At 69.5% G+C, this 20904-nt stretch carries 21 protein-coding genes and 1 pseudogene; 14 read left to right on the forward strand and 8 right to left on the reverse strand.

Annotation, left to right across the window (positions count from 1 at the left end; all coding sequences use genetic code 11):
* Nucleotides 1-247: 247 nt before the first annotated feature.
* The gene (locus tag BQ8420_RS03060; protein ID WP_087096271.1) at nt 248-781 is read right to left on the reverse strand and encodes a hypothetical protein; all 534 of its coding nucleotides are present in this window, start codon (nt 779-781) and stop codon (nt 248-250) included.
* 275 nt (nt 782-1056) lie between these two features.
* Entirely contained in the window at nt 1057-1620 is a 564-nt protein-coding gene (locus BQ8420_RS03065) for a gamma carbonic anhydrase family protein (protein WP_087096272.1), read from the reverse strand.
* A gap of 376 nt (nt 1621-1996) precedes the next feature.
* Here BQ8420_RS03065 and BQ8420_RS03070 point away from each other — a divergent pair, with 376 nt between their 5' ends.
* Both BQ8420_RS03070 and BQ8420_RS03075 read left to right on the forward strand, forming a co-directional pair.
* Nucleotides 1997-3298, forward strand: coding sequence for an ATP synthase F0 subunit B (locus BQ8420_RS03070; RefSeq protein WP_087096299.1), 1302 nt, complete (start codon nt 1997-1999; stop codon nt 3296-3298).
* A gap of 131 nt (nt 3299-3429) precedes the next feature.
* Nucleotides 3430-3879, forward strand: a complete 450-nt coding sequence (locus BQ8420_RS03075) for a GNAT family N-acetyltransferase (RefSeq protein WP_087096273.1) — start codon at nt 3430-3432, stop codon at nt 3877-3879.
* A 42-nt stretch (nt 3880-3921) separates the two neighbouring features.
* Here the strand turns inward: BQ8420_RS03075 and BQ8420_RS03080 are convergent, their stop codons facing one another.
* Nucleotides 3922-5598: an MDR family MFS transporter gene (locus tag BQ8420_RS03080; protein ID WP_087096274.1), complete on the reverse strand. Its 1677-nt coding sequence runs from the start codon at nt 5596-5598 to the stop codon at nt 3922-3924.
* Between the two features lie 192 nt (nt 5599-5790).
* Between BQ8420_RS03080 and BQ8420_RS03085 the strand changes: the two genes are divergently transcribed.
* On the forward strand, nt 5791-6405 hold the full coding sequence (locus tag BQ8420_RS03085) for a TetR/AcrR family transcriptional regulator (protein WP_087096300.1): 615 nt from the start codon (nt 5791-5793) through the stop codon (nt 6403-6405).
* A gap of 35 nt (nt 6406-6440) precedes the next feature.
* Here the strand turns inward: BQ8420_RS03085 and BQ8420_RS03090 are convergent, their stop codons facing one another.
* Nucleotides 6441-6764, reverse strand: a complete 324-nt coding sequence (locus BQ8420_RS03090) for a hypothetical protein (protein ID WP_087096275.1) — start codon at nt 6762-6764, stop codon at nt 6441-6443.
* A 199-nt stretch (nt 6765-6963) separates the two neighbouring features.
* Between BQ8420_RS03090 and BQ8420_RS03095 the strand changes: the two genes are divergently transcribed.
* A complete protein-coding gene (locus BQ8420_RS03095) occupies nt 6964-7614 on the forward strand; it encodes a bifunctional 2-polyprenyl-6-hydroxyphenol methylase/3-demethylubiquinol 3-O-methyltransferase UbiG (RefSeq protein ID WP_087096276.1) in 651 nt (216 codons plus the stop codon).
* A 54-nt stretch (nt 7615-7668) separates the two neighbouring features.
* Here the strand turns inward: BQ8420_RS03095 and BQ8420_RS03100 are convergent, their stop codons facing one another.
* Entirely contained in the window at nt 7669-8049 is a 381-nt protein-coding gene (locus tag BQ8420_RS03100; protein ID WP_087096277.1) for a RidA family protein, read from the reverse strand.
* A 185-nt stretch (nt 8050-8234) separates the two neighbouring features.
* Here BQ8420_RS03100 and BQ8420_RS03105 point away from each other — a divergent pair, with 185 nt between their 5' ends.
* The 3 genes from BQ8420_RS03105 (at nt 8235) to BQ8420_RS03115 (ending at nt 10477) form a co-directional block, all read left to right on the forward strand.
* Nucleotides 8235-9833 carry an amidohydrolase family protein gene (locus tag BQ8420_RS03105; protein ID WP_087096278.1) on the forward strand — a complete coding sequence of 533 codons (1599 nt, stop codon included), beginning with the start codon at nt 8235-8237 and terminating at the stop codon, nt 9831-9833.
* A 117-nt stretch (nt 9834-9950) separates the two neighbouring features.
* On the forward strand, nt 9951-10223 hold the full coding sequence (locus BQ8420_RS03110) for a type II toxin-antitoxin system Phd/YefM family antitoxin (RefSeq protein ID WP_200815772.1): 273 nt from the start codon (nt 9951-9953) through the stop codon (nt 10221-10223).
* Entirely contained in the window at nt 10220-10477 is a 258-nt protein-coding gene (locus BQ8420_RS03115) for a type II toxin-antitoxin system RelE/ParE family toxin (protein ID WP_087096280.1), read from the forward strand. The genes BQ8420_RS03110 and BQ8420_RS03115 overlap by 4 nt, the downstream gene beginning before the upstream one ends.
* A 21-nt stretch (nt 10478-10498) precedes the next feature.
* Here the strand turns inward: BQ8420_RS03115 and BQ8420_RS03120 are convergent, their stop codons facing one another.
* Nucleotides 10499-10807, reverse strand: coding sequence for a hypothetical protein (locus BQ8420_RS03120; RefSeq protein WP_087096281.1), 309 nt, complete (start codon nt 10805-10807; stop codon nt 10499-10501).
* A gap of 219 nt (nt 10808-11026) precedes the next feature.
* On the opposite strand from BQ8420_RS03120, the gene BQ8420_RS03125 reads away from it, so the two are divergent.
* Nucleotides 11027-11326 (forward strand): DUF6412 domain-containing protein, encoded by a 300-nt coding sequence (locus BQ8420_RS03125; protein WP_087096301.1) that lies wholly within the window; start codon nt 11027-11029, stop codon nt 11324-11326.
* Nucleotides 11327-11468: 142 nt separating this feature from the next.
* The gene (locus tag BQ8420_RS03130; RefSeq protein WP_087096282.1) at nt 11469-12164 is read left to right on the forward strand and encodes a YidC/Oxa1 family membrane protein insertase; all 696 of its coding nucleotides are present in this window, start codon (nt 11469-11471) and stop codon (nt 12162-12164) included.
* Between the two features lie 11 nt (nt 12165-12175).
* Here BQ8420_RS03130 and BQ8420_RS03135 read toward each other — a convergent pair whose 3' ends face one another.
* Together BQ8420_RS03135 and BQ8420_RS03140 are read right to left on the reverse strand one after the other, a co-directional pair.
* Nucleotides 12176-12793 (reverse strand): superoxide dismutase family protein, encoded by a 618-nt coding sequence (locus tag BQ8420_RS03135; protein WP_087096283.1) that lies wholly within the window; start codon nt 12791-12793, stop codon nt 12176-12178.
* A 64-nt stretch (nt 12794-12857) separates the two neighbouring features.
* A pseudogene (locus tag BQ8420_RS03140) lies at nt 12858-13043 on the reverse strand (DUF3291 domain-containing protein); the annotation flags it as partial.
* 160 nt (nt 13044-13203) lie between these two features.
* Here BQ8420_RS03140 and BQ8420_RS03145 point away from each other — a divergent pair.
* From BQ8420_RS03145 to meaB, 5 genes are all read left to right on the forward strand, one after another.
* Nucleotides 13204-13836: a YigZ family protein gene (locus tag BQ8420_RS03145; RefSeq protein WP_087096285.1), complete on the forward strand. Its 633-nt coding sequence runs from the start codon at nt 13204-13206 to the stop codon at nt 13834-13836.
* 122 nt (nt 13837-13958) lie between these two features.
* Entirely contained in the window at nt 13959-15461 is a 1503-nt protein-coding gene (locus tag BQ8420_RS03150; RefSeq protein ID WP_087096286.1) for a PQQ-binding-like beta-propeller repeat protein, read from the forward strand.
* Between the two features lie 196 nt (nt 15462-15657).
* Nucleotides 15658-17586: a methylmalonyl-CoA mutase family protein gene (locus tag BQ8420_RS03155; protein ID WP_087096287.1), complete on the forward strand. Its 1929-nt coding sequence runs from the start codon at nt 15658-15660 to the stop codon at nt 17584-17586.
* The gene (scpA, locus tag BQ8420_RS03160) at nt 17583-19817 is read left to right on the forward strand and encodes a methylmalonyl-CoA mutase (RefSeq protein WP_087096288.1); all 2235 of its coding nucleotides are present in this window, start codon (nt 17583-17585) and stop codon (nt 19815-19817) included. Before BQ8420_RS03155 ends, scpA begins: the two co-directional genes overlap by 4 nt.
* On the forward strand, nt 19814-20887 hold the full coding sequence (gene meaB / locus BQ8420_RS03165; RefSeq protein WP_087096289.1) for a methylmalonyl Co-A mutase-associated GTPase MeaB: 1074 nt from the start codon (nt 19814-19816) through the stop codon (nt 20885-20887). Before scpA ends, meaB begins: the two co-directional genes overlap by 4 nt.
* Nucleotides 20888-20904: the final 17 nt, after the last annotated feature.

Below are 20904 nucleotides of genomic sequence, written 5' to 3' on the forward strand. Positions count from 1 at the left end.
GCGGGTGCCGGATGGCTCCTGTCGGACCACGGCCCCTGGACCGATCCGGCCGCCGGGTCCGGGGGGCGGGTCTGTCGGGTTCGCGCATCCGTGCTCCTGCGAGGGCGGCCGGTGGGGACCGGGGTGACCGAGGGGTCGGAAGGGTCACTACCCGGTATCGGGGCCGTCGGAGCGGGTCGAGGGTGGCCGGATCAGGCCGATTCGACGGGGAACTCGGCGGGGAACGAGGGGCGGATGCCGCCTGCGGTCAGATGTACCAGGGGGCGAGCCTGCGCAGGAGGGGGTCGTGCGATGCGTGGTGGGTGTGGAAGTCCCCGAGGGCTTGGAGTGGGGCCCAAGGGGTGGACGGTCCGAGTGGGATCGGCTCCTGACCGGTCCCGGCGGGCGCCACGTTCCGGTCCAGGTCCGCCTGTGGCTCTTCCCGGCGCGGATCGGGCGGGCGAGGCGACGGTGCGGTACCGGCGCTGCGAGGCGGGGCCTTTGCCGGCCGTGTCGTCCCCGTGGCGCGCGGGTCCGACCCTGTGGCGCGCGGGTCCGACCCTGTGGCGCGCGGGTCCGACCCTTCCCGCGCATGCTCGGGGCACCGGGGACCACCGGTTACCGGGGCGCCCTCGTGTGCGTCCTCGGAGTGTTCGGCGATGCCCAGGGCGCGGTCGATCTCGTCGAAGCTCAGCTGCTGGTCGGCGTCGGCGACCGCGATCAGGAGCTCGGCGTACAACTCGATCTCGTCGAGGGCGACATGGTCGTGGAGGCGGTCGCGCAGCCCGATGGCGTGGTTCAAGGGTGCTCCTCACCTCCGCGGGACGATGGTGTCGCTGGGCAGGACGGGAACGCCCACACCCTTGGGGGCCGGGCGGGCGCGACTCAGTCCGCTCCGACAGGGGGCGAGCACTTTTCAGGCTACGTCGGGGACGGTCATCGCGCATGACTCGGGTGGGCCACCCACCCGCTCACCCGAGCTAGTCACACAGTGTCCGCTCCCTCCGAGGGGGGCGTGGACCGAAGTCCGGCCGCCCTCCCCCCGGAGAGCCATACGCGGGCTCGTCGGCCGGGCCGTCAGTACCAGATGACGTCCTGGTGCTGTACGGCGTAGGCGGCGTACGCGGTCGGTGTGTGCTCCAGCACCAGACGGTCGTCGTCGTTCAGTTCGCGCACCACCTTGCCGGGAACCCCCGCCCACAGCGTGTTCGGTGGAACGACCTTGCCGGGAGCCACCAGGGAGCCGGCGGCCACGAGCGCGCCCTTGCCGACCCTGGCGCCGCCGAGCACGATCGCGCCGATACCGATGAGCGCCCCTTCCTCGACGATCGCGCCGTGCACCATCGCCTTGTGGCCCAGGCTCACGTTGTCGTGGAGGATCGCGGGTTGTCCGGGGTCGGAGTGCAGTCCGCACTGGTCCTGGATGTTGACCTTCTCACCGACCACGATGTCCTCGGTGTCGGCGCGAAGGACGGATCCGTACCAGACGCTGCTCTCGGCGCCCAGGCGGACGCGGCCGACCACGACCGCTCCCGGGGCGATCCAGGCGGTGGGGTCGATCTCCGGTTCGCCGAAAGGGGCGCCGCCGATACGCGGGCCCTCGACCCGGCCCGAGCCACCGTCGTCCGTCGCGATGCCCATGTTCCACGTCCTTCTTTCCGAGGTCGGTTCCCCGGGGGCCGAATGTGGAGGAAGTTGACCGCTCGGCCCCCGTACGGGGATGATCGCGCATACCTTAGTAAGTAGGTGACCAGGGTCCGCACGGCAAAGTACCCGTCAGGGATCTTGACGCGGCGGCGCGGCCCGTGTCTACCTTGGTCGTTTGGACGGTATCCACGGCGTTACGCTCCGTTCTCGGCCGATGCCCCTCATCGAGCCGAGTCGGTGCATGAAACAGACACCTGAGGGCAGAACTCGCAAAGAGGACTCCTTGGGTGTTCTTGAGACAGACGGGGCAACTTCACCATCGGCGACGTGCAGTCAACGGTGCAAAGGACATGAAAGGCACATGAGCGAAATGTTGCCGGGCGGCGGACTGCAGCAAGACAGGTTCCCGACAGTGCGCAAGGGCGGCTACGACAAGGCGCACGTCGACGACTACTACGTCCGAATGGACAATCAGTTCAAGGATCTCCGCGAACGTCTTCAGCGGATGGACGACGAACTGGAGCAGTACAAGCGTGATCTCGCGATCGCTCGTGAGAAGGCTCAGGTCAAGCCTGAGCACGAGCAGATCAGCGAGCGCATGGCGGAGATCCTCCGGATCGCCGAGGAAGAGGCCAAGGAGCGTCGCTCCCGGGTCGAGTCCGAGGTGAAGGACGCGCGGAAGAAGGCCGAGGAAGAGGTCTTCAAGCACCGCAAGGACGCCGAGGAGCACTCCGAGCGCATCGTCTCCTCCGCGCGCAGCGAGGCCACCGAGATGGTCTCCGGCGCGAAGAAGGAGGCCGATCAGATCCGTGATCAGGCCAAGCAGGAGGGCGAGCGGCGGCTGCACGAGGCCGAGGCCCGCGCCAAGAAGATCCACGACACGGCGGACCGTCGACTGGCCACTCTCACGGCCACGCACGCCGAGGCTCTGCGTCGTCTGAAGGACATGCACTCGACGCTCGCCGAACTGGTCACCGCCGAGGACGAGGCCGGTGCGCTGGAGACCGGGCTTTCGCGCGAGGCCGCTGTCGAGGCGGAGGCCCCCAAGGCCGAGCCCAAGGGCCCGCAGGGACGTCCGCCGCAGAACAAGGCTCCGCAGGCCAAGGCACCCGAGGCCAAGGTGCCGGAGGCCAAGGCGCCCGAGGCCAAGGGCCCGGGGGCGGAGCCGAAGCAGGACGAGGCCACCGCCCAGTTGCCGCCGCAGGTTCCGGACGAGGCGACGGTGCGCATCAAGCCGCTGGCCGAGGACGAGCAGGGCAAGCCGGACGAGGGCAAGGGCGGCGAGCCCAAGGCCGCCACGCCCCAGGCTCCGCAGGGCGCCCGCTTCAACGCGCCCGCTCCGGGTGGCCGGCCGAACGCTCCGCAACAGCCCCAGAGCGGTCCGCAGCAGCCGCAGGGTGGACCCCGGCCGCCGCAGAGTGGTCCGCAGCAGCCGCCGAGCGGACCCCAGCAGGCGCACAGCGGTCCGCAGCAGCCGCACAGCGGCCCGGAGAAGGCGCCGAGCGGGCCCCAGCAGGCGCCCGATGGTCCGCAGCAGCCGCAGAACGGTCCTGAGCAGCCGCCGACCGACACCGGCGGCCCGGGTGTCACCGGCGTCTACCGTCGCCCTGAGGGGCGGCAGCAACAGCCTCCGACCAACGACGAGGGCGTGCGGGTCATCCGCAAACCCTGAAGTGTCGACAGGAAGCACCCCGCCGCGTGGCGGGACGAGGGCGGGACGGTCGTCCCGCCCTCGGTGTTTTGTGGCAGATTGTAGGGGGACGTCCGCCTTGTTGCAGGCTGTCGGCTACGATGCCGTCAGTCATGATGATACGTGCGGCCATTCGGTCCGACCTCGGTGCGATTCTGCGCCTCTTGCGTGAACTCGGGGACACCACCCATACGCGGAGCGCGCATGTCCGCATGTCCTCTGCGGCCGTCCGGGCCTGGACCCGGATGGAGAACGATCCCGAACGCACCGTCCTGGTGGCGGAACGTCGGGGTCAGATCATCGGGACCCTCGACCTGTTGGTGGTGGCCAACCTGACCCACGACGCCCAGCCCTGGGCGGTGATCGACAACCTCGTGGTCGACCCCGACACGCGCTTCCAAGGCATCGGTAGGGCCCTCATGGAGGACGCCTTGGATCGGGCCACCCGCGCGGGCTGTTACAAGGTCGAGCTGCTCTCCCACGAGAGCCGCCAAGGCGCACACCACTTCTACCGGACCCTGGGATTCGACGACTCCGCCGAGGGGTTCCGCCGCTACCTCTGAGCCCGGGGATGTGTGGACGGCCCGGTCATGGGATGACTCGGGTCAACGTTCGCGCCGTTTGGGGCCTCCGCCGCGCAACGGCACCCCCTTCATGAAGGACACCGAGATCAGCCCGAGCACGGCGATGGGGATTCCCGCCACGAACACGCCCTGCATCGCGTGGTCGAACGCGCCCACGATCACCTCACGGACCGGTTCGGGCAGGGAGTGCACCAGCTCGGGGGAGCCCTGGGCGGATTCGGCGGCCTGCTCCAGACCGATCGACAGTTCCTCGGCGCCGGAATCGACCCCCTGAGCCCGGTCGGTGTCCATCGCCTCCCGGGCGGCGATGGACGCGATGGCCAGTTCGCTGTTGAGCCTGCCCGCCATCACCGCGCCGAAGGCGGCCACGCCCATGGCACCGCCCAGGTTCCGGAAGAAGGTCACCGTGGCGGTCCCGGAGGCCATGTCTCGCAGAGGCAGGGCGCTCTGTGTGGCCAGCAGCAGGATCTGCATGTTGAGCCCGAAGCCCAGGCCCACGAGCATCTGTCCGACGACGATCGTGGTCAGCCCGGGGTCGACCTGCGCCAGACTCAGCATCGTGAAACCGAGGACGCACAGTGCCATGCCCACCACCGGATAGGCCTTCCAACGGCCGGTACCGCTGATCGCGTACCCGGATCCGATCGAGGTGGTGAGGAAGGAACCCACGAGCGGCAGCGTCATCAGACCGGAGACCGTGGGGCTCATTCCGTGGACGAATTGCAGGTACTGCGGCATGTAGATGATGAGGCCGAACATCATCATGCCGACGGTCACCGAGCCCGCGGAGGCCAGCACGAACGTGCGGTCCCGGAACAGGCGGGTGGGGATGATGGGTTCGGTGGCACGTCGCTCGACCAGGATCGCGGTGACGATCAGCAGTACCGCCCCGACGCCCATGACGTAGGCGATCGGTGAGTTCCACGGGATCTGGGTGCCGCCCAGGCTGAGCAGGACGATCATCGTGCTGGCGGCGCTGAAGATCAGGGAGGCCCCGAGCCAGTCCACCGGCGCCTTGCGGCGTGGAGCGAACGGCATCCGGAACATGAACTGGACGACGATGAAGGCCACCACGGCGAGTGGAACGGTGATGAGGAAGCACCAGCGCCACCCCAGCGGGCTGTCCACGAGGAACCCGCCGACCAACGGGCCCAGCACGGTGGACACACCGAAGACCATGCCGATCAGACCGCTGTAGCGGCCGCGCTCACGTGGGGAGACGACGTCGCCCAGGATGATGTTGGGCAGGGTGGCGAGTCCACCGACGCCCAGTCCCTGCAGGGCGCGCGCGGCGATGAGCCAGTTGATGTCCTGGGCGAAGCCGGCGGCGAGCGAGGCGACGATGAAGACGCCGAGGGCGATCTGGAAGAGGAGTTTGCGTCCCCACAGGTCGGAGAGCTTGCCCCAGACGGGGGTGGAGGCGGTCATGGTGAGCAGTGCGGCGGTGGCCACCCAGGCCAGCCGGTCCTGTCCGCCGAGCTCGCCCATGATGGTGGGCAGCGCGGTCCCGATGATCGAGTTGGTGAGCATCGAGGTGAGCATGGCCAGCACGAGACCGACCATGATCCGGCGCACGACGGGTCGTGGCGGATAGTCGGGGGTGGGGCCGGTCGTCGGCGTCGCCGCGGGATCCGCTGAGGGCTTCGTCTTCGGGACGGGTTCTCGGGTCTCGGACTTTCCGCGCAGCGACTGTTCCATGGGTTCCCCGTTCTCCGGACGCACGAAAGCCCCACGGCACGACAGCCGGGGGGCGGGCATCCGGATTCAGGTATAGGTAAACGCTGTTGACCTGTCAAGTCGAGATCTCTCGGGCCACTCCGGTACGCGCTCGGTCCACAGAGGTGGGATCCTGGGTCCCTGACAGTCGGATCGAGGCCCCAAGGGGTGCAGATGGAGCGTCCGGACGGGACCGGAAGCGGCGCCACCGTGCCCGCACGCCGCCGTGAGGTGACCAGGGAGCGCATCCTCACCAGCGCCAAGGAGCTCTTCGCCCAAGAGGGGTTCGGCTCGGTCTCCTCCCGGATGATCGCCTCGCACGCCGGGGTGAACGTCGCGCTGATCAATCGGTACTTCGGCTCCAAGGCCGGGCTGCTCACCGAGATCCTGCGCGAGGACGGTGTCTTCCCCCGGCTCATCACCGACGGCCCGCCCGAGGAACTGCCTCGCCGGATGGCCGAGCACGCCGTAGGGCGGTTGCACGGGGAGGGGAGCACGCTACAGCGGGCCCTGGACCACTCGGCGGGGGATCCGGACCTTCAGTCGGTCTACCAGGGGCGGCTCAAGAGCGCGTTCATCGATCCGCTCACCGAGTATTTGGGCCGGGAGAACGCCCAGGTGCACGCCTCCCTGATCGCCGCCGTGTGGTTGGGACTGGGACGGGTTCGTCGCGTCGAGGGGGGAGAGGCGCTGCGCGGGCACGATCGCGCGCAACTCATCGAGCGGATTCAGGCCATGTTGGAACTGTGCCTGGAGGACTTCGGAGCCCCGGATCCGGACGATCCCTAGAACCCCGAAGTGCTGAAGGTCCTACAGGGGTCGTCCTACAGGGGGAACGCGGTGGCGACCGCGCCCGCGCCGGCCAAGGGCAGGACGAACGCCCAGTACTGCATCGGCACGAAGAAGAACGTGTGCGAGTTGCGGTACTCCACCGGCTGGCCGGTCGCCGGGTGGAAACCGCGCTTGGGCGTGTTGAGCTTGCGCCCCGCGAAGAACACGGCCACGGCGGCGAGAAGGAATCCCACCCCGGCGCCGATGCCACCGAGGTGCTGCTGTCCCGTCGCCTCGGCGACGATGGCGGCACAGGGGACGGCGAGGACCGCCGCGATGAGGGGGACGAGAATGCCCCAACCGCGCCAGATGATCATGGTGTTCCTTTTTCCTGTCGTCAGGGGGATTCGAGACATCTGATGTGACACATGATCACGGAGGGTGGTTCTCCTTTTCTGGTGAGGAACCCGACCTGTTCCTCACCTTCCTCGGCCTCGGCGGGTGCTTGCCATAACGGCAAGGGGAGTGGTCCCGGGGGCCGCCGCCGACGAGAGTGTTGGCGGAGGTGGTCGATCGATGACCCACGAGCACGAAGCCTCGCCCGAAGAGATGGGCGAGGACTTCTGGAACGAGCGTTACCGGTCCAAGGATCGGATCTGGAGTGGTGAGCCCAACCGGCACCTGGTGGCGGAGGTCTCGGGGCTCGCACCCGGCCGCGCCTTGGACGTGGGCAGCGGAGAGGGGGCCGACGCCCTGTGGCTGGCCGAGCGGGGGTGGCGGGTCACCGCGGTCGACATCTCGTCCGTGGCGTTGGATCGCGCCGAGGCCCACGCTCGGGAACGGAGCGCGCAGGTACGCGAACGTGTCACGTGGCTGCGGGCCGACGTGACCCGATGGTCACCGCCGGAACCGCCCTTCGACCTGGTCACGGCCCAGTTCATGCACATGTTCCCCAACCCTCGGGCGCGCCTGTTCGCCGACCTGGCCGCCGCGGTGGCGCCCGGCGGTGAACTGCTGGTGGTCGCGCACCACCCGAGCGATGTGACGGCCGGGGTGCCCCGGCCGCCCATTCCGGAACTGTTCTACGAGGGCGACGCGGTGACCGCGGCGCTCACCGAGGGGGAGTGGGACGTGCTCGTCGACGAGGCCCGCCCCGGGGAACAGACGCTCGACGATGTCACCTACACCGTCCACGACCTCGTGGTCCGCGCCCGCCGTTCGGGGTAGGTAGCGCGAAGGACGGGACCGGCCGCCCCGGGGGTTTCCCGGGGCGGCCCGGCCTCAGTCCTTGAGCTTGGCGACGACGTCGATCTCGACGAGGATGTTCGCGAGGTCGGAGCCCACGGTCGTCCGCACCGGATAGGGGGCGTTGAAGTGTTCCGCGTAGACGGCGTTGAACTCGGGGAAGTCCGCCTTGAGGTTCTCCAGGTGGACGGTGGCCTTGACGACGTCGTCCAGCGTCAGCCCGTGTACGGCGAGGACCGCGGAGACGTTGGCCAGGACCTGGGCGGTCTGCTCGCCCACGGTCGGCGCGACCTCTCCGGTCCCGGGGTGCTGGGGGCCGAATCCGGCCGTGAACAGGAACCCGCCCGCGACGACGCCCTGGTTGTAGGCGCCGGCGGGGGTGGGTGCCTGGTCGGTCTGGACCGCCTGCTTGGACATGGGGCTCCTTCGGTCGGAGTGTCACGTGCACATGCGCGCGCCGGTGCTCGTGCGAACTCGCGTGCGGACCATGGCACTTTTACTGGCAACAAAGTTACCAATTATTCGCCCGCAAGAGTATCTTGGGCCGTACCGACACCCGTGCGTCGCCGCGCCGGGTGCCGGTGACCCGAACGGAGGAACAAGTGCAGCCCGAGACCGTACTCAGCGGTGGACGGGTCGTCGACGGCTCAGGCGGTCCCTCCCGCCTGGCCGACCTCGTCCTACGCGACGGCCGTATCAGCCACATCGTTCCGCCCGGAGGCGCCAGATCCGCCGGTGAGCGCATCGACGTGACCGGCCTCGTCGTCGCACCCGGCTTCGTCGACATGCACGCCCACTCCGACCTCGCCCTCCTCGCAGACCCCGCCCACGAGGCCAAGGTCTGCCAGGGCGTCACCCTTGAGGTCCTGGGCCAGGACGGACTCGGATACGCCCCCGTCACCGACGACACCGTCGAACCGATCCGCGAGCAGATCGCCGCCTGGAACGGCACCCCCGACCTGGACCACGCATGGCGCAGCGTCGGTGAGTACCTGGACCGTGTCGACCATGGATCCCCCACCAACGCCGCCTACCTCGTCCCCCACGGCAACGTCCGCATGGCGGTCCTGGGCAACGAGGACCGCCCGCCCACCGCCGCCGAGCTCGACCGGATGCGCGCCATGGTCGCCCAGGGCATGGCCGAGGGCGCGCACGGGCTCTCCACCGGGCTGACCTACACGCCGGGCATGTACGCGACCGACGACGAGATCGTCGCCCTCCTCGAACCGGTCCGAGCCGCCGGCGGCTACTACTGCCCCCATCACCGCAACTACGGTTCCCGAGTCGTGGAGTCCTACCAGGAATGCCTGGACGTGGCCCGCCGCGCGCACGTCGCCCTCCACCTGGCCCACTGTCACGTCAACTTCCCGCGCAACCGCGGGCGTGCCCCCGAAGTCCTCGACGCCATCGACGAGGCCACCGTCCGCTTCGGCCTCGACGTCACCCTCGACAGCTACCCCTACCGGGCCAGCGCCACCTACCTCGCCGCCCCGCTGCCGAGCTGGGCACAGGAAGGCGGCACCACCGCCACCCTCGACCGGCTGCGCGCCCCCGACACCCGTACCCGCATCCTGTGGGAGGTGGAGACCGAGGGCACCGACGGCAACCACGGCGTACCCATGGACTGGGGCACCCTGGTCGTCACCGGCACCGCCGACCCGAGCCTGTCCTGGGCGGTCGGTCACTCCATCGCCGACCTGGCGACCCGACGGGGCGAGGAACCCGGGAGGCTGTACGTCGACCTGTTGGTCGCCGACGAACTGCGCAGCGGCTGTCTCCTCCAGGTCGGCAACGAGGAGAACATCCGCACCATCATGCGGCACAGCGCGCACACCGCCGGGAGCGATGGCATCCTCGTCGGCGACCGGCCGCACCCGCGCGGCTGGGGCACCTTCCCCCACTACCTCGGCCACTACGTACGCGAACTCGGCCTGCTCTCCCTGGAGGAATGCGTGCGGCACATGACCTCGCGGCCCGCGCAACGCCTGGGCCTGGCCGACCGAGGCATCATCCAGTTGGGGGCCCACGCCGACCTCGTCGTGTTCGATCCCGAGACCGTCGCTGCCCGCGCCACCTACGACGACCCCCGTCGCACCCCCGTGGGCATCGAACACGTGCTGCTCTCCGGCGAGTTCACCGTCCGGGACGGCCGGCGCACCGATCGCCTCCCCGGCCGCTCGGTGCGAAGGAACCATCGATGACCCTCATCGCCATCGCCGACGTCGGCGAGACCTCGGCTAGGCCCACCTCACCGAGAACACCGCGGGTCTTCTTCTGTTCGCAGGACAGGGGTACCGTACGAAACGTACGCTACGTACATGATCAAGGAGCTTGATGTCATGGCGAACATGGGTGCGGGCGACGTCAGAGAAAACTTCTCCGACACTCTCAATCGAGTTTCCTACGGGCATGAGCGGGTCACCATCACCCGGCGCGGACGCGCGGTGGCAGCCCTCATCTCAGCCGAGGACCTGGAGCTGCTCGAAGCGCTTGAGGATGCTCGTGACGCCGCTGAACTCGAAGCGGCCATCGCCGAGGACGACGGAGAGCGGATCCCGCTCGACCAGGTCGAGCGGGAGTCCACCTCGTGACACGGTACGAGGTCTACTTCTCGTCGGGAGCGGCCCGGCAACTGCGCAAGTTGGAACAGCAGCAGCGTAAGCGGGTCCTGCACGTGGTCAGAGGCCTGTCCGAGGACCCCCGCCCTCCAGGAATCAAGGCATTGCGGGGAAGAGTCGGTTACCGCATCCGGATCGGTGACCATCGGGTGCTTTACACGGTCGATGACGGTGTGGTCGAGGTGTGGGTGGTGAAGGTCGGTCACCGTCGCGATGTCTATGAGTGAGCGGACACTGTCCAGGGGGTGTCAGCCGATGACGATGGCGCCGGCCAGGACCGGGGTGCCGAAGCGTACGCTGCCGTGACCGGAGGCGAGAGTGCGACTGCCCTGGCAGCTCGTTCCGGCGAACAACGCGAAGCGTGCCTCCCCGTCGATCTCCACCACACCGCCCTGGCCGGTCTCCAGCACTCGACAACCGCCGTTCTCCACGTTCTGCTCGTGGCCCGACTCGAAGGTGACACGGATCGGCGTGGTCCGGTCCTTCTCGGACATCCCCGATATGGCTCCGGCGATGGTCGCGGACATGGTGGCAAGGTTCGCAGGGCGGATCGGCACGGGGTTCCCCTCTTCGAAAGGCTCGCGCGAGCCCGGAAAGACACGGCGGAGATGGTTACTCTGTGTCATTTAGCTACAGGTTCGCGTGATCGGAGTGGAACGTCGGCGGAGTGTCGGCGGAATTTCTCCCTTGGCCGAGCAGTGCCATTGTCCGTATGATGATGTCCGGAGACGATGGACGTCGGTGCCGGCGATGACCGGGACGGAAGGGGGGACCGGGTGCACTTCCTGATTCCCCTGTTCGATTTCCTCCTCCTCGGCACCCTTCCCACCGAGCTCCTCGCCTTCGGGACCCAGGGACCCGCACTCGTGCTGGTGGCCGTGGCCGTCGGCGCCGCCCTCACCTGGATGGTCCTGCGAGGCACGGCCCTGTGGCCGGTCGGCGACAGCGCCACCGGTGACGGACACGCGATGCGGCGACGTTCCGCCCGGCTGCCCGTCCTCACCCTGTGCGCACCCGACGCCGCGGGTCGACCACGTCCCCGAGCGCCAGGACGGGCCCTTCCGGCCGCTCCCTAGATCCTCGGCTCCCCGGTGAGCACGCTCCGCCACACGCTCTGACACGCATTCCGTCGTGCGCTCGGTGCGGCCCCGCGTGCGCCCTGATCTTCGACGAGCGGCCCACGTCCGAACTCTCCACCTGGACGAAGGGCCTTCCCACTTGTACACCTTCGGGCCGATCGCGGCCCTCATCGACGTGCTCTCGACGATCCTCGCCGTACTGACCGACCTGCTCTCCCCGCTCTCCGGGGCCCTCGCCGCCGGCCTGGCGGTGATCGCGCTGACCATGGCCGTGCGTGTGCTGCTCCTACCCCTGGGGGTGGCGCAGGTACGCGCGGAGAAGCAGCGCGCCCGCCTCGCCCCGCGCCTGGCGGCGATCACCGAACGCCACGGCAAGAACCCCGAACGCCTGCTCGCCGAACAGCGCAAGGTCTACTCCGAGGCGGGGACCGGGCCGATGGCCGGATGCCTTCCGGGGCTCGCGCAGGTCCCGATCATGATCGCCTTGTACGGGCTGTTCATCGGGGTCGCCCCCGGTACGGAGGCGCTGTTGCTGCGCACCTTCGCCGGGGTCGAGCTGGGCGCCACTCTGGCCGGTGGCGCCTTCTCCCCGGTCTTCGCCGTGATGCTGATCGTGCTGGCGGCGGTGGCCTGGGCCAGTCGGCGGTACGTCATGCTGCCGACCATGCAGGCGGGCCCCGCACAGCCGCCGATGCTCGGGGCCCTCTCCTACCTACAGTTCTTCACCGTTGCCGTCGCGGTGTTCGTACCGCTGGCCGCGGGACTGTACCTGTGTGCCTCCACCACGTGGGCGCTGGGCGAGAAACTCGTCCTGCGCCGGTTGATCCCCGACTGATCGGGAAGTTCTCAGAATTCCACGGTCACGCAGGCCAGGCGGTCGCCCGCCGTTCCGGCGTGGCCCTCGTGGGTGGAGGTGTGCTCCTCGTGCAGGACCAAGGAGTTCGCCTCCCCCTCACGGAACTCCCAGTCGACCGTGGACGTGACGTAGGCGTTGCCACTGGAGTCGGTGGTCAAGTCCAGCCACACCTCGTTCTCCGCGTTGGCGTACTCCGGGTCGGCGGAGGGTTCGTCCTCCGTCGCCTCCGGGTCGACCTCGTCCTGGTAGTGCGGCCCGGCCTCGGCCGGGTCCTCGCCACAGGGCTTGGTGTGCACGTGGACGCCGAAGTCCCGATCGGCCTCAAGTCCGGTGCCGGTGAACTGCACGTACGTGGACCCGTCCTGGACGCGTACCTGGACGTCCGCGGTGGCGCCTTCGGGCACCGCGGTCTCGTCGTAGGTGACGGCGCCGGTGCTCTCGCCCGGGGGAAGGAAGATCGACGCCGTCACGCTGGGCTCGGCGGTGGGCTGGGCCGAGGGGCCCGCTCCGGACGCGGAACCGTCGTTGGTCGAAGGCGCTCCCTGGGCGCACCCGGCGAGGAGGAAGGCGGTCAGTGCCAGGCCGACGGCGGGTGATGTGGTGCGCATGTCGGGACTCCCGGGTGATAGTCGCTTGATGTCCGCAACGTTACCCAAAGTGCATGCTGGATAACTACGAGTACGGAAACTGTGATGTGCCCGGAGGACCGAAGCGCTCGCGGAAGGTGAACGAGTCGGGGCCGGGGCCGTTGTCCCGCAGGAGTTCCAAGCGCTTTCCGGCTTCCTCCAGCGAGGGGACCGTACCAGTCGGAATCCCCCACAGAGGCAGGTCGATCGGCCCGAACCGGTGGAACCGGTCCCTATGCTGCCGCGACGGTCACCAGGTGTGCCGTTCGATGGGTGAAATCCCACAGGACCCCCATGTCCCGCGTTCGGGAGGGGAACGGGGGCGTCGCGGAATCGGACTCGGAAGCCGGCAGACTGTGCGACGAACCCACGACCTCTGTTGAACAGGCGACATGCGAACGATCAGACGCGGCGGCGAACACGAGATCGAGATCAAGAAGTCTCGGTTCATCTGTGCCATGGCCAGGGTGGACAGTGAGGAGGCCGCACGCGCGTTCATCGCCGAACGCCGCAAGGAGCACTGGAACGCCAACCACAACTGCACGGCCTACGTGCTCGGTGAGGACGGCGGGGTCCAGCGTTCCAGCGACGACGGCGAGCCGGCCGGGACCGCGGGGGTGCCCATGCTGGAGGTGCTGCGTCACCGACGGATCACCGACACCGTCGCGGTCGTCACCCGCTACTTCGGTGGCACCAAGCTCGGCGCGGGTGGCTTGATCCGGGCCTACGGCAACTCGGTTTCGGCGGCGGTGGACGAGTTCGGGCTGCTGGAACGCCGGTCGCTGTTGGTAGTGGACGTCCACGCCGACTATGTCCTCGGCGGGCGCTTGGAGAGTGACCTGCGCGACTCCACGCTCAACGTCCGGCACGTCGCCTACGAGGAGCGGGTCCGTATCGAGGTGGCCCTGCCCGAGAGCGAGCTTCCCGAGTTCGAGGTGCGTCTGGCCGAGCTGACCGGGGGTCGAGCCGAGTTCGAGGTCGTGGGGACCACGGTGATCGAGGTGGAACCCGACCCCGGCGGCTGAACGTTCGGTGTTCATCGGTGTTCACGGGCCTGTAACGAGTGATGGGCTCCGTGTATCCACTTGACCGCTCCGCGGCTTAGGATTTGCCGTAATCATCATCGTTTCATGGGGAGAGACCGTTAATGCGCAGCTCACGTGTTCCCCAGGCCCTGACCTGTGGCCTCGTGGCGCTGCTGGTCGCGGGATGTACCGGGGACCCGGAGACACCCGAACCGCCGGCCGAGCAGGAGACCGCCCCCATCCCCACCGAGTTCGAGGGGGCTCCCCCGCCCGGGATCGAGGGCGAGGTCCTGCGTCACCTGCACGGCGACGACGCTGGTGTCCACGAGATCCTCGACGACCCGATGGGCGTGCGCATCAGCCCCGTGGGCGGGGCCTTCCTCATCAGTTCCGGCGGTGAGGACCGCCACCTGCTGCACGACGCCGCCACCGGCGACCTCCTCTGGGAGGGCGAGGCGCGTTTCCGCGGTTTCGACGTCGACGCCGAGGGCGATCCGGTCCTGGCCCTGAGCGACACCGACGAGCGTCCGTTCGTGCTGGACGCCCGTGGACAGACCCTGTGGGAGCCCGCGGAGGACGACGACCAGTACCTGGACGGACTGGTGGTGCGTCGGCCGAGCGAGTGGAGCGCGGAGGAACCCGACGGCGACTACACGGTGCTGGACGTCGACGGCGAGGAGCTGTGGACCTACACCCTCGCACCCGAGCCCGACGAGGACACCGAAGAGTCCGAGGAATCCGAGGAATCCGAGGGCGAGGACACCGAGGAGACCGAGGAGGCCGAGGAGGAACCGGTCGACCCACTGGGCGTTCCCGTGTCCGCCTGGGACGACACGATCCTGCTGGAGGACGCCGACTCGGGCCTGCACGCCTACTCGGTCGACCCCGAGGAGGCCGGCGAACACCTCTGGTCGCTGGACGCCGAACACGAGGACCTCGGCCTGTCCAACGCCCCCCTGAGCGTCCCGGAGGTCCTCGGACTGTACGAGATCCCGGACCCGGAAGCCCGCGAGACCGAGGACGAGGAGACCGACGGGGAGGACGTCGACGAGGAGGCCCCCGAGGAGGAGCCCACCAAGGACGTCATGCTGGTGCGTTGGGCCCAGCCCGAGGCGCCCTCGACCCTGTCCGCGCACGACGTCGACGACGGTGACGTCCTCTGGTCACTGCGGGAGCCCGGGGCCAACCCGGTCTCCGCCCGCTTCGAGGAGGCCGGAACCCCCGGAGGCCTCTACGACTCCGACACCGCCACCCTCCTGCTGTCCCAGGCCAGTGGTGGCGCCCCCACGGTCGCGGTCGACCTGGTGGAGGGCGAGATCCGTTGGGGCCTGGAAGAAGAGGCCGGCGCGATCTCCCCCGCCTTCGCACACGCCGGATTCGTCTATGGGGACACCCGTTCCAACGAAGACGGCGACAGTCAGCTGGTCCTGGAGGCCGAGTCCATGGACGTGGTCGCCGACGACCTGGACGCCTACGTGGAGTCGGTCACCGACACCGGGCACGCCGTCCTCGTCCAGGGTCGACAGCGGTTCGTCTACGGCCCCGGGCCCGAGGCCGACTCGGACGTCGACGGGGAGACCGACACCCCCGAGGACACCGACGCCTCCGAGGACGACGCGAGCTAGCACCGCGTCAGCCAAGGTTCGCCCCGCACACGACGCCGAGAACGAGAAGTAGGCGACGAGTCCTGAGCGGACGCTGTGGCGGGTGGGGTGGTGGTGCGTCGCTTCATCTCGGGTGCGGACGTCGGATCCGTCATGTTCGCCGGGGACGTCACCCCGGCTCGCCGGAACCGAAGGCCGTTCTCTACCATCTCGAAGTATGGACGTTCCAGAGAGCGGGTCCGTCGAGGCCCCTGACCTGGCCGAGGGTTTCCCGGCGGCCACACATGAGCGGTGGCGCGAACTCGTCGCCGGGGTGCTGCGCAAGAGCGGCGTCGCCGAGGATCGTCTGGAGCGGACGCCCGAATCGGTGCTCGCCACGCACACCCTGGACGGGTTCGATATCGAACCCCTCTACACCTCCACCCCGCCGGCGGCCGATCCCGGCTACCCGGGGCTGGCACCCTTCACCCGCGGGTCCCGCCCCGGTGGCGGTGTGCCCGAGGGCTGGGACATCCGGGCCCGGCACAGCGACGCGGACCCGGCCGAACTGCGCCGGCGTATCCACAACGACCTGATGAACGGCGCCGCCTCCCTGTGGATCGGCGTCGGCGGTGACGGACTGCGGATCTCCCGGTTGGGCGAGGCCCTCACCGACGTCCACCTGGACCTGGCCCCGGTGGTGCTGCACGCCCCCGGCCCCGAGGCCCTCGACGCGGCCCGGGCCCTGCTGACGGCGCACGCCGACGCCGACGTCCCCGACGGTCGCGTCATCTCCCACCTGGGACTGGACCCGCTCACCACGGCCGCCACGGCGGGGACACGCCCCGAGGTGACCGACACCGCGCGGTTCGCCGCCGAACACGCCCTCCGCTACCCGCACCTCGGACTGTTCGTCGCCGACGGGACTCTGGTGCACAACGCCGGCGGGTCCGACTCCCAGGAGATCGGCGCGGCCATCGCCGCCGGCACCGCCTACCTGCGCGCTCTCGTCGACGCCGGACTGGACGTGGCCGACGCCGCCGGAAGGATCGAGTTCCGCCTGGCCGCCAACGCCGACCAGTTCACGGTGATCGCCAAGCTCCGCGCGGTCCGCGCCATGTGGAACCAGGTACTGGAGGCCTCCGGGGTGCCCGCCGATCGGCGGGCGATGCGCCTGCACGCCACCACCTCGGACGCGATGCTCACCCGCCGCGACCCGCACGTCAACATGCTCCGGACCACGGTGGCCTGCTTCGCCGCCGGGATCGGTGGCGCCGACGCGGTCACCGTCGCGCCCTTCGACTCCGCGATCGGTCTGCCCGACGACTTCGCCCGACGGATCGCCCGCAACACCCAGTCGCTGCTCATCGAGGAGTCCCACTTGGCGCAGGTCATCGACCCGGCGGGTGGCTCCTTCTACGTGGAGTCCCTCACCGGGGACCTGTACCGCGCCGGGTGGGGTTTCTTCCAGGAACTGGAGCGAGCCGGTGGCGTCGCCGAGGCCATCGCCCACGGTGAGCTGCGCGCCGCCGTGGACCGGGTGTGGGAACGCCGCCGACAGGACCTGGCCACCCGCGCCGCGCCGCTGACCGGCCTGAGCGAGTTCCCGAACCTGGACGAGACGCCGCTCGTGCGCGAAGCCGACCCCGGCCGAATCGAGCCGGCCGCCGACGGCTTCCCGGTACGCCGCTACGGACAGGACTACGAGGCGCTGCGCGACCGTTGCGACGCCCAGCAGGCCGAGGCCGGTCACCGTCCCACCGCGTTCCTGGCCACCCTGGGGCCGGTGGCGGTGCACACCGCCCGCGCGTCCTTCGCCACCAACCTCCTCGCGGCCGGTGGGATCGCCGCCGACGTTCCGGGTCCGTTGGCGGACCCCCACACCGCGGCGGAGGCCTTCGCCGCCTCCGGTCACCGGGTCGCGGTCATCTGCTCCTCCGACAAGGTGTACGCCGAGCACGCCGAAGCGCTGGCACGTTCCTTGAAGGGCGCGGGCGCCCGTCGGGTCGTACTCGCCGGTGCGCCGCGCGACGCCTACCGTGAAGCGGGGGTGGACGCGTTCGCGTACAAGGGCTGTGACGCCGTGGCCCTGCTCCGCGACCTGGTCGACGTCCTCATCACCGACCCGCCCGTCAGCACCACCGACGCCCAGGGGGCGAGCGCATGATCCCCGATTTCTCCGACATCGCACCGGAACCGCCGGCCTTCACCGGGCAGGGGGCACAGGGCGACGCCGCCTGGCAGCGGTCCCTGGAAGAGGCGACCGGAAAGGCCGCCGACGCCCTGGAGTGGGAGACCCCCGAGGGCATCGGCGTCAAACCGCTCTACACCCCGAAGGACCGGGCCGGCCTGGACTTCGTCGACGGGCTGCCGGGTGTCCCGCCGTACCTGCGCGGGCCCTACCCGACCATGTACGTCAACCAGCCGTGGACCATCCGCCAGTACGCCGGGTTCTCCACCGCCCAGGAGTCCAACGCCTTCTACCGGCGCAACCTGGCCGCCGGGCAGAAGGGCCTCTCGGTCGCCTTCGACCTGGCCACCCACCGGGGCTACGACTCCGACCACCCCCGGGTCGCCGGCGACGTCGGCATGGCCGGGGTGGCCATCGACTCCATCTACGACATGCGTCAGCTGTTCGACGGCATCCCGTTGGACCAGATGAGCGTGTCCATGACCATGAACGGCGCGGTGCTGCCCATCCTGGCGCTCTACATCGTCGCCGCCGAGGAACAGGGTGTCTCGCCCGAGAAGCTGTCGGGGACCATCCAGAACGACATCCTCAAGGAGTTCATGGTCCGCAACACCTACATCTACCCGCCGACGCCGTCGATGCGGATCATCTCCGACATCTTCGCCTACACCTCCCAGCGGATGCCGCGGTTCAACTCCATCTCGATCTCCGGCTACCACATGCAGGAGGCCGGTGCCACGGCCGACCTGGAGCTGGCCTACACCCTCGCCGACGGGGTGGAGTACATCCGTGCCGGTCAGCGGTCCGGTCTGGACGTGGACGCGTTCGCGCCGCGACTGTCGTTCTTCTGGGCGATCGGCATGAACTTCTTCATGGAGGTCGCCAAGCTGCGCGCCGCCCGTCTGCTGTGGGCGCGCCTGGTCAAGGACCTGGGCGGGGCCAAGGACAAGTCGCTGAGTCTGCGCACCCACTCGCAGACCTCCGGCTGGTCGCTCACCGCGCAGGACGTGTTCAACAACGTGGCCCGGACCTGTGTGGAGGCGATGGCCGCCACCCAGGGGCACACCCAGTCGCTGCACACCAACGCGCTGGACGAGGCGCTGGCCCTGCCCACCGACTTCTCCGCGCGCATCGCCCGCAACACCCAGCTGCTGCTCCAGCAGGAGTCCGGCACCACTCGGGTGGTCGACCCCTGGGGCGGCAGCTACTACGTGGAGAGCCTCACCCAACAGTTGGTGGCCAAGGCCTGGGCGCACATCCAGGAGGTCGAGAAGGCCGGCGGTATGGCCGCGGCGATCGACGCCGGGCTGCCCAAGATGCGCATCGAGGAGGCCGCCGCCCGCACCCAGGCGCGCATCGACTCGGGACGTCAGCCGGTGATCGGCGTCAACAAGTACCGGCCCGACACCCCCGACGAGATCGAGGTCCTCAAGGTCGACAACACCCGGGTGCGCGCCGAACAGCTGGAGAAGCTGCGCCGCCTGCGCGAGGAACGCGACGGCGATGAGGTGCGCGCCGCACTGGACGCGCTGACCGAGGCCGCCGGACGCGAGTCCAAGGCGGACGAGAACCTCACCGACAACCTCCTGGCCGCCGCGGTGAACGCCGCACGCGCCAAGGCCACCGTGGGGGAGATCTCCGACGCGATGGAGAAGGTCTTCGGCCGTCACTCCGGTCAGATCCGTACCATCCAGGGTGTGTACAAGGACGAGGCCGCCGGCAGCTCCGACGCCGCCGGGCTGATGGACCGGGTGACGGGACGCGTCGACGAGTTCGCCGAGGCGGAGGGACGTCGTCCCCGGATCCTGGTGGCGAAGATGGGCCAGGACGGTCACGACCGTGGCCAGAAGGTCATCGCGACCGCCTTCGCCGACCTCGGCTTCGACGTCGACGTGGGCCCGCTGTTCCAGACCCCGAGCGAGGTGGCGGCCCAGGCTGTGGAGGCCGACGTGCACGTGGTCGGGGTGTCCTCGCTGGCCGCGGGGCACCTGACCCTGGTGCCGGCGCTGCGCGAGGAGTTGGCCGCGCTCGACCGCGCGGACATCATGATCGTGGTCGGCGGGGTCATCCCCCCGGGCGACTTCGAGGAGCTGCGCGAGGCGGGAGCGTCAGCGATCTTCCCGCCGGGCACGGTGATCGCCGAGGCCGCCATCGACCTGCTCGACGAACTCGAAGAACGTCTGGGAACGAACCTGGAAGGGGAGTGACCGTGGCGGCGCGCAGGAGTCGTTCGGTGGACGTGGACGCCCTGGCGGAGGGGGTCTTGGCCGGACACCGGCCGACCCTGGCCCGGGCGATCACCCTGGTGGAGTCGCGCCGCCGTGACCACGCGCGGTCCGCCCAGGAGCTGCTGGTGCGGTTGCTGCCGCACACCGGCAAGGCACAACGGGTGGGGATCACCGGGGTGCCCGGGGTGGGCAAGTCCACCTTCATCGACGCGCTCGGCTCCCGGCTGACTTCGAACGGGCACCGGGTGGCCGTGCTGGCCGTGGACCCTTCCTCCACCCGCACCGGTGGCAGCATCCTCGGCGACAAGACCCGTATGTCCGTGCTGGCGGTCGACCCGAACGCGTTCATCCGCCCGTCGCCCACGGCCGGCACCCTCGGTGGTGTGGCCCGGGCGACCCGGGAGACCATGCTGCTCATGGAGGCGGCCGGGTTCGACGTGGTCCTGGTCGAGACGGTGGGTGTCGGGCAGTCCGAGGTCACCGTCGCGGCGATGGTGGACTGCTTCCTCTTCCTCACCCTGGCCCGCACCGGTGACCAGCTTCAGGGCATCAAGAAGGGCGTCCTGGAACTGGTGGACGTCGTGGCGGTGAACAAGGCCGACGGGCCGCACGCCGACGACGCCCGTAAGGCCGCCCGTGAGCTCTCCAGGGCCCTGCGGCTGCTCCAGCCCGTCCACCCCGAGTGGCGTCCGCCCGTGCTGACCTGTAGCGGTCTGAGCGGTGACGGGCTGGACCGGGTGTGGGAGACGGTGCTCGAACATCGGGCCGTGCTGGAACGCGACGGCGCCCTGGCCGAGCGTCGCAACGCCCAAGGCGTCAGCTGGATGTGGGACCAGGTCCGTGATCAGCTGATGGACACCTTCCTGCGGGACCGGCGGGTGTCCGAGCTCATCCCGGACATGGAGGCGGGGGTGCGTTCGGGGGAGAGCACGCCCACCCTGGCGGCTCGCACCCTGTTGGACTCCTTCACTCAGGGTGAGGGTGTTCGAGAGGTGGGAACGGAACGTGACCGGTCCGAAGAGGACGGCGAGGACAGCGAGGGCCGCTGAGGAACAGCCGACGGCAC

This window comes from Nocardiopsis sp. JB363 (genome assembly GCF_900143625.1).
Classification (GTDB): domain Bacteria; phylum Actinomycetota; class Actinomycetes; order Streptosporangiales; family Streptosporangiaceae; genus Nocardiopsis.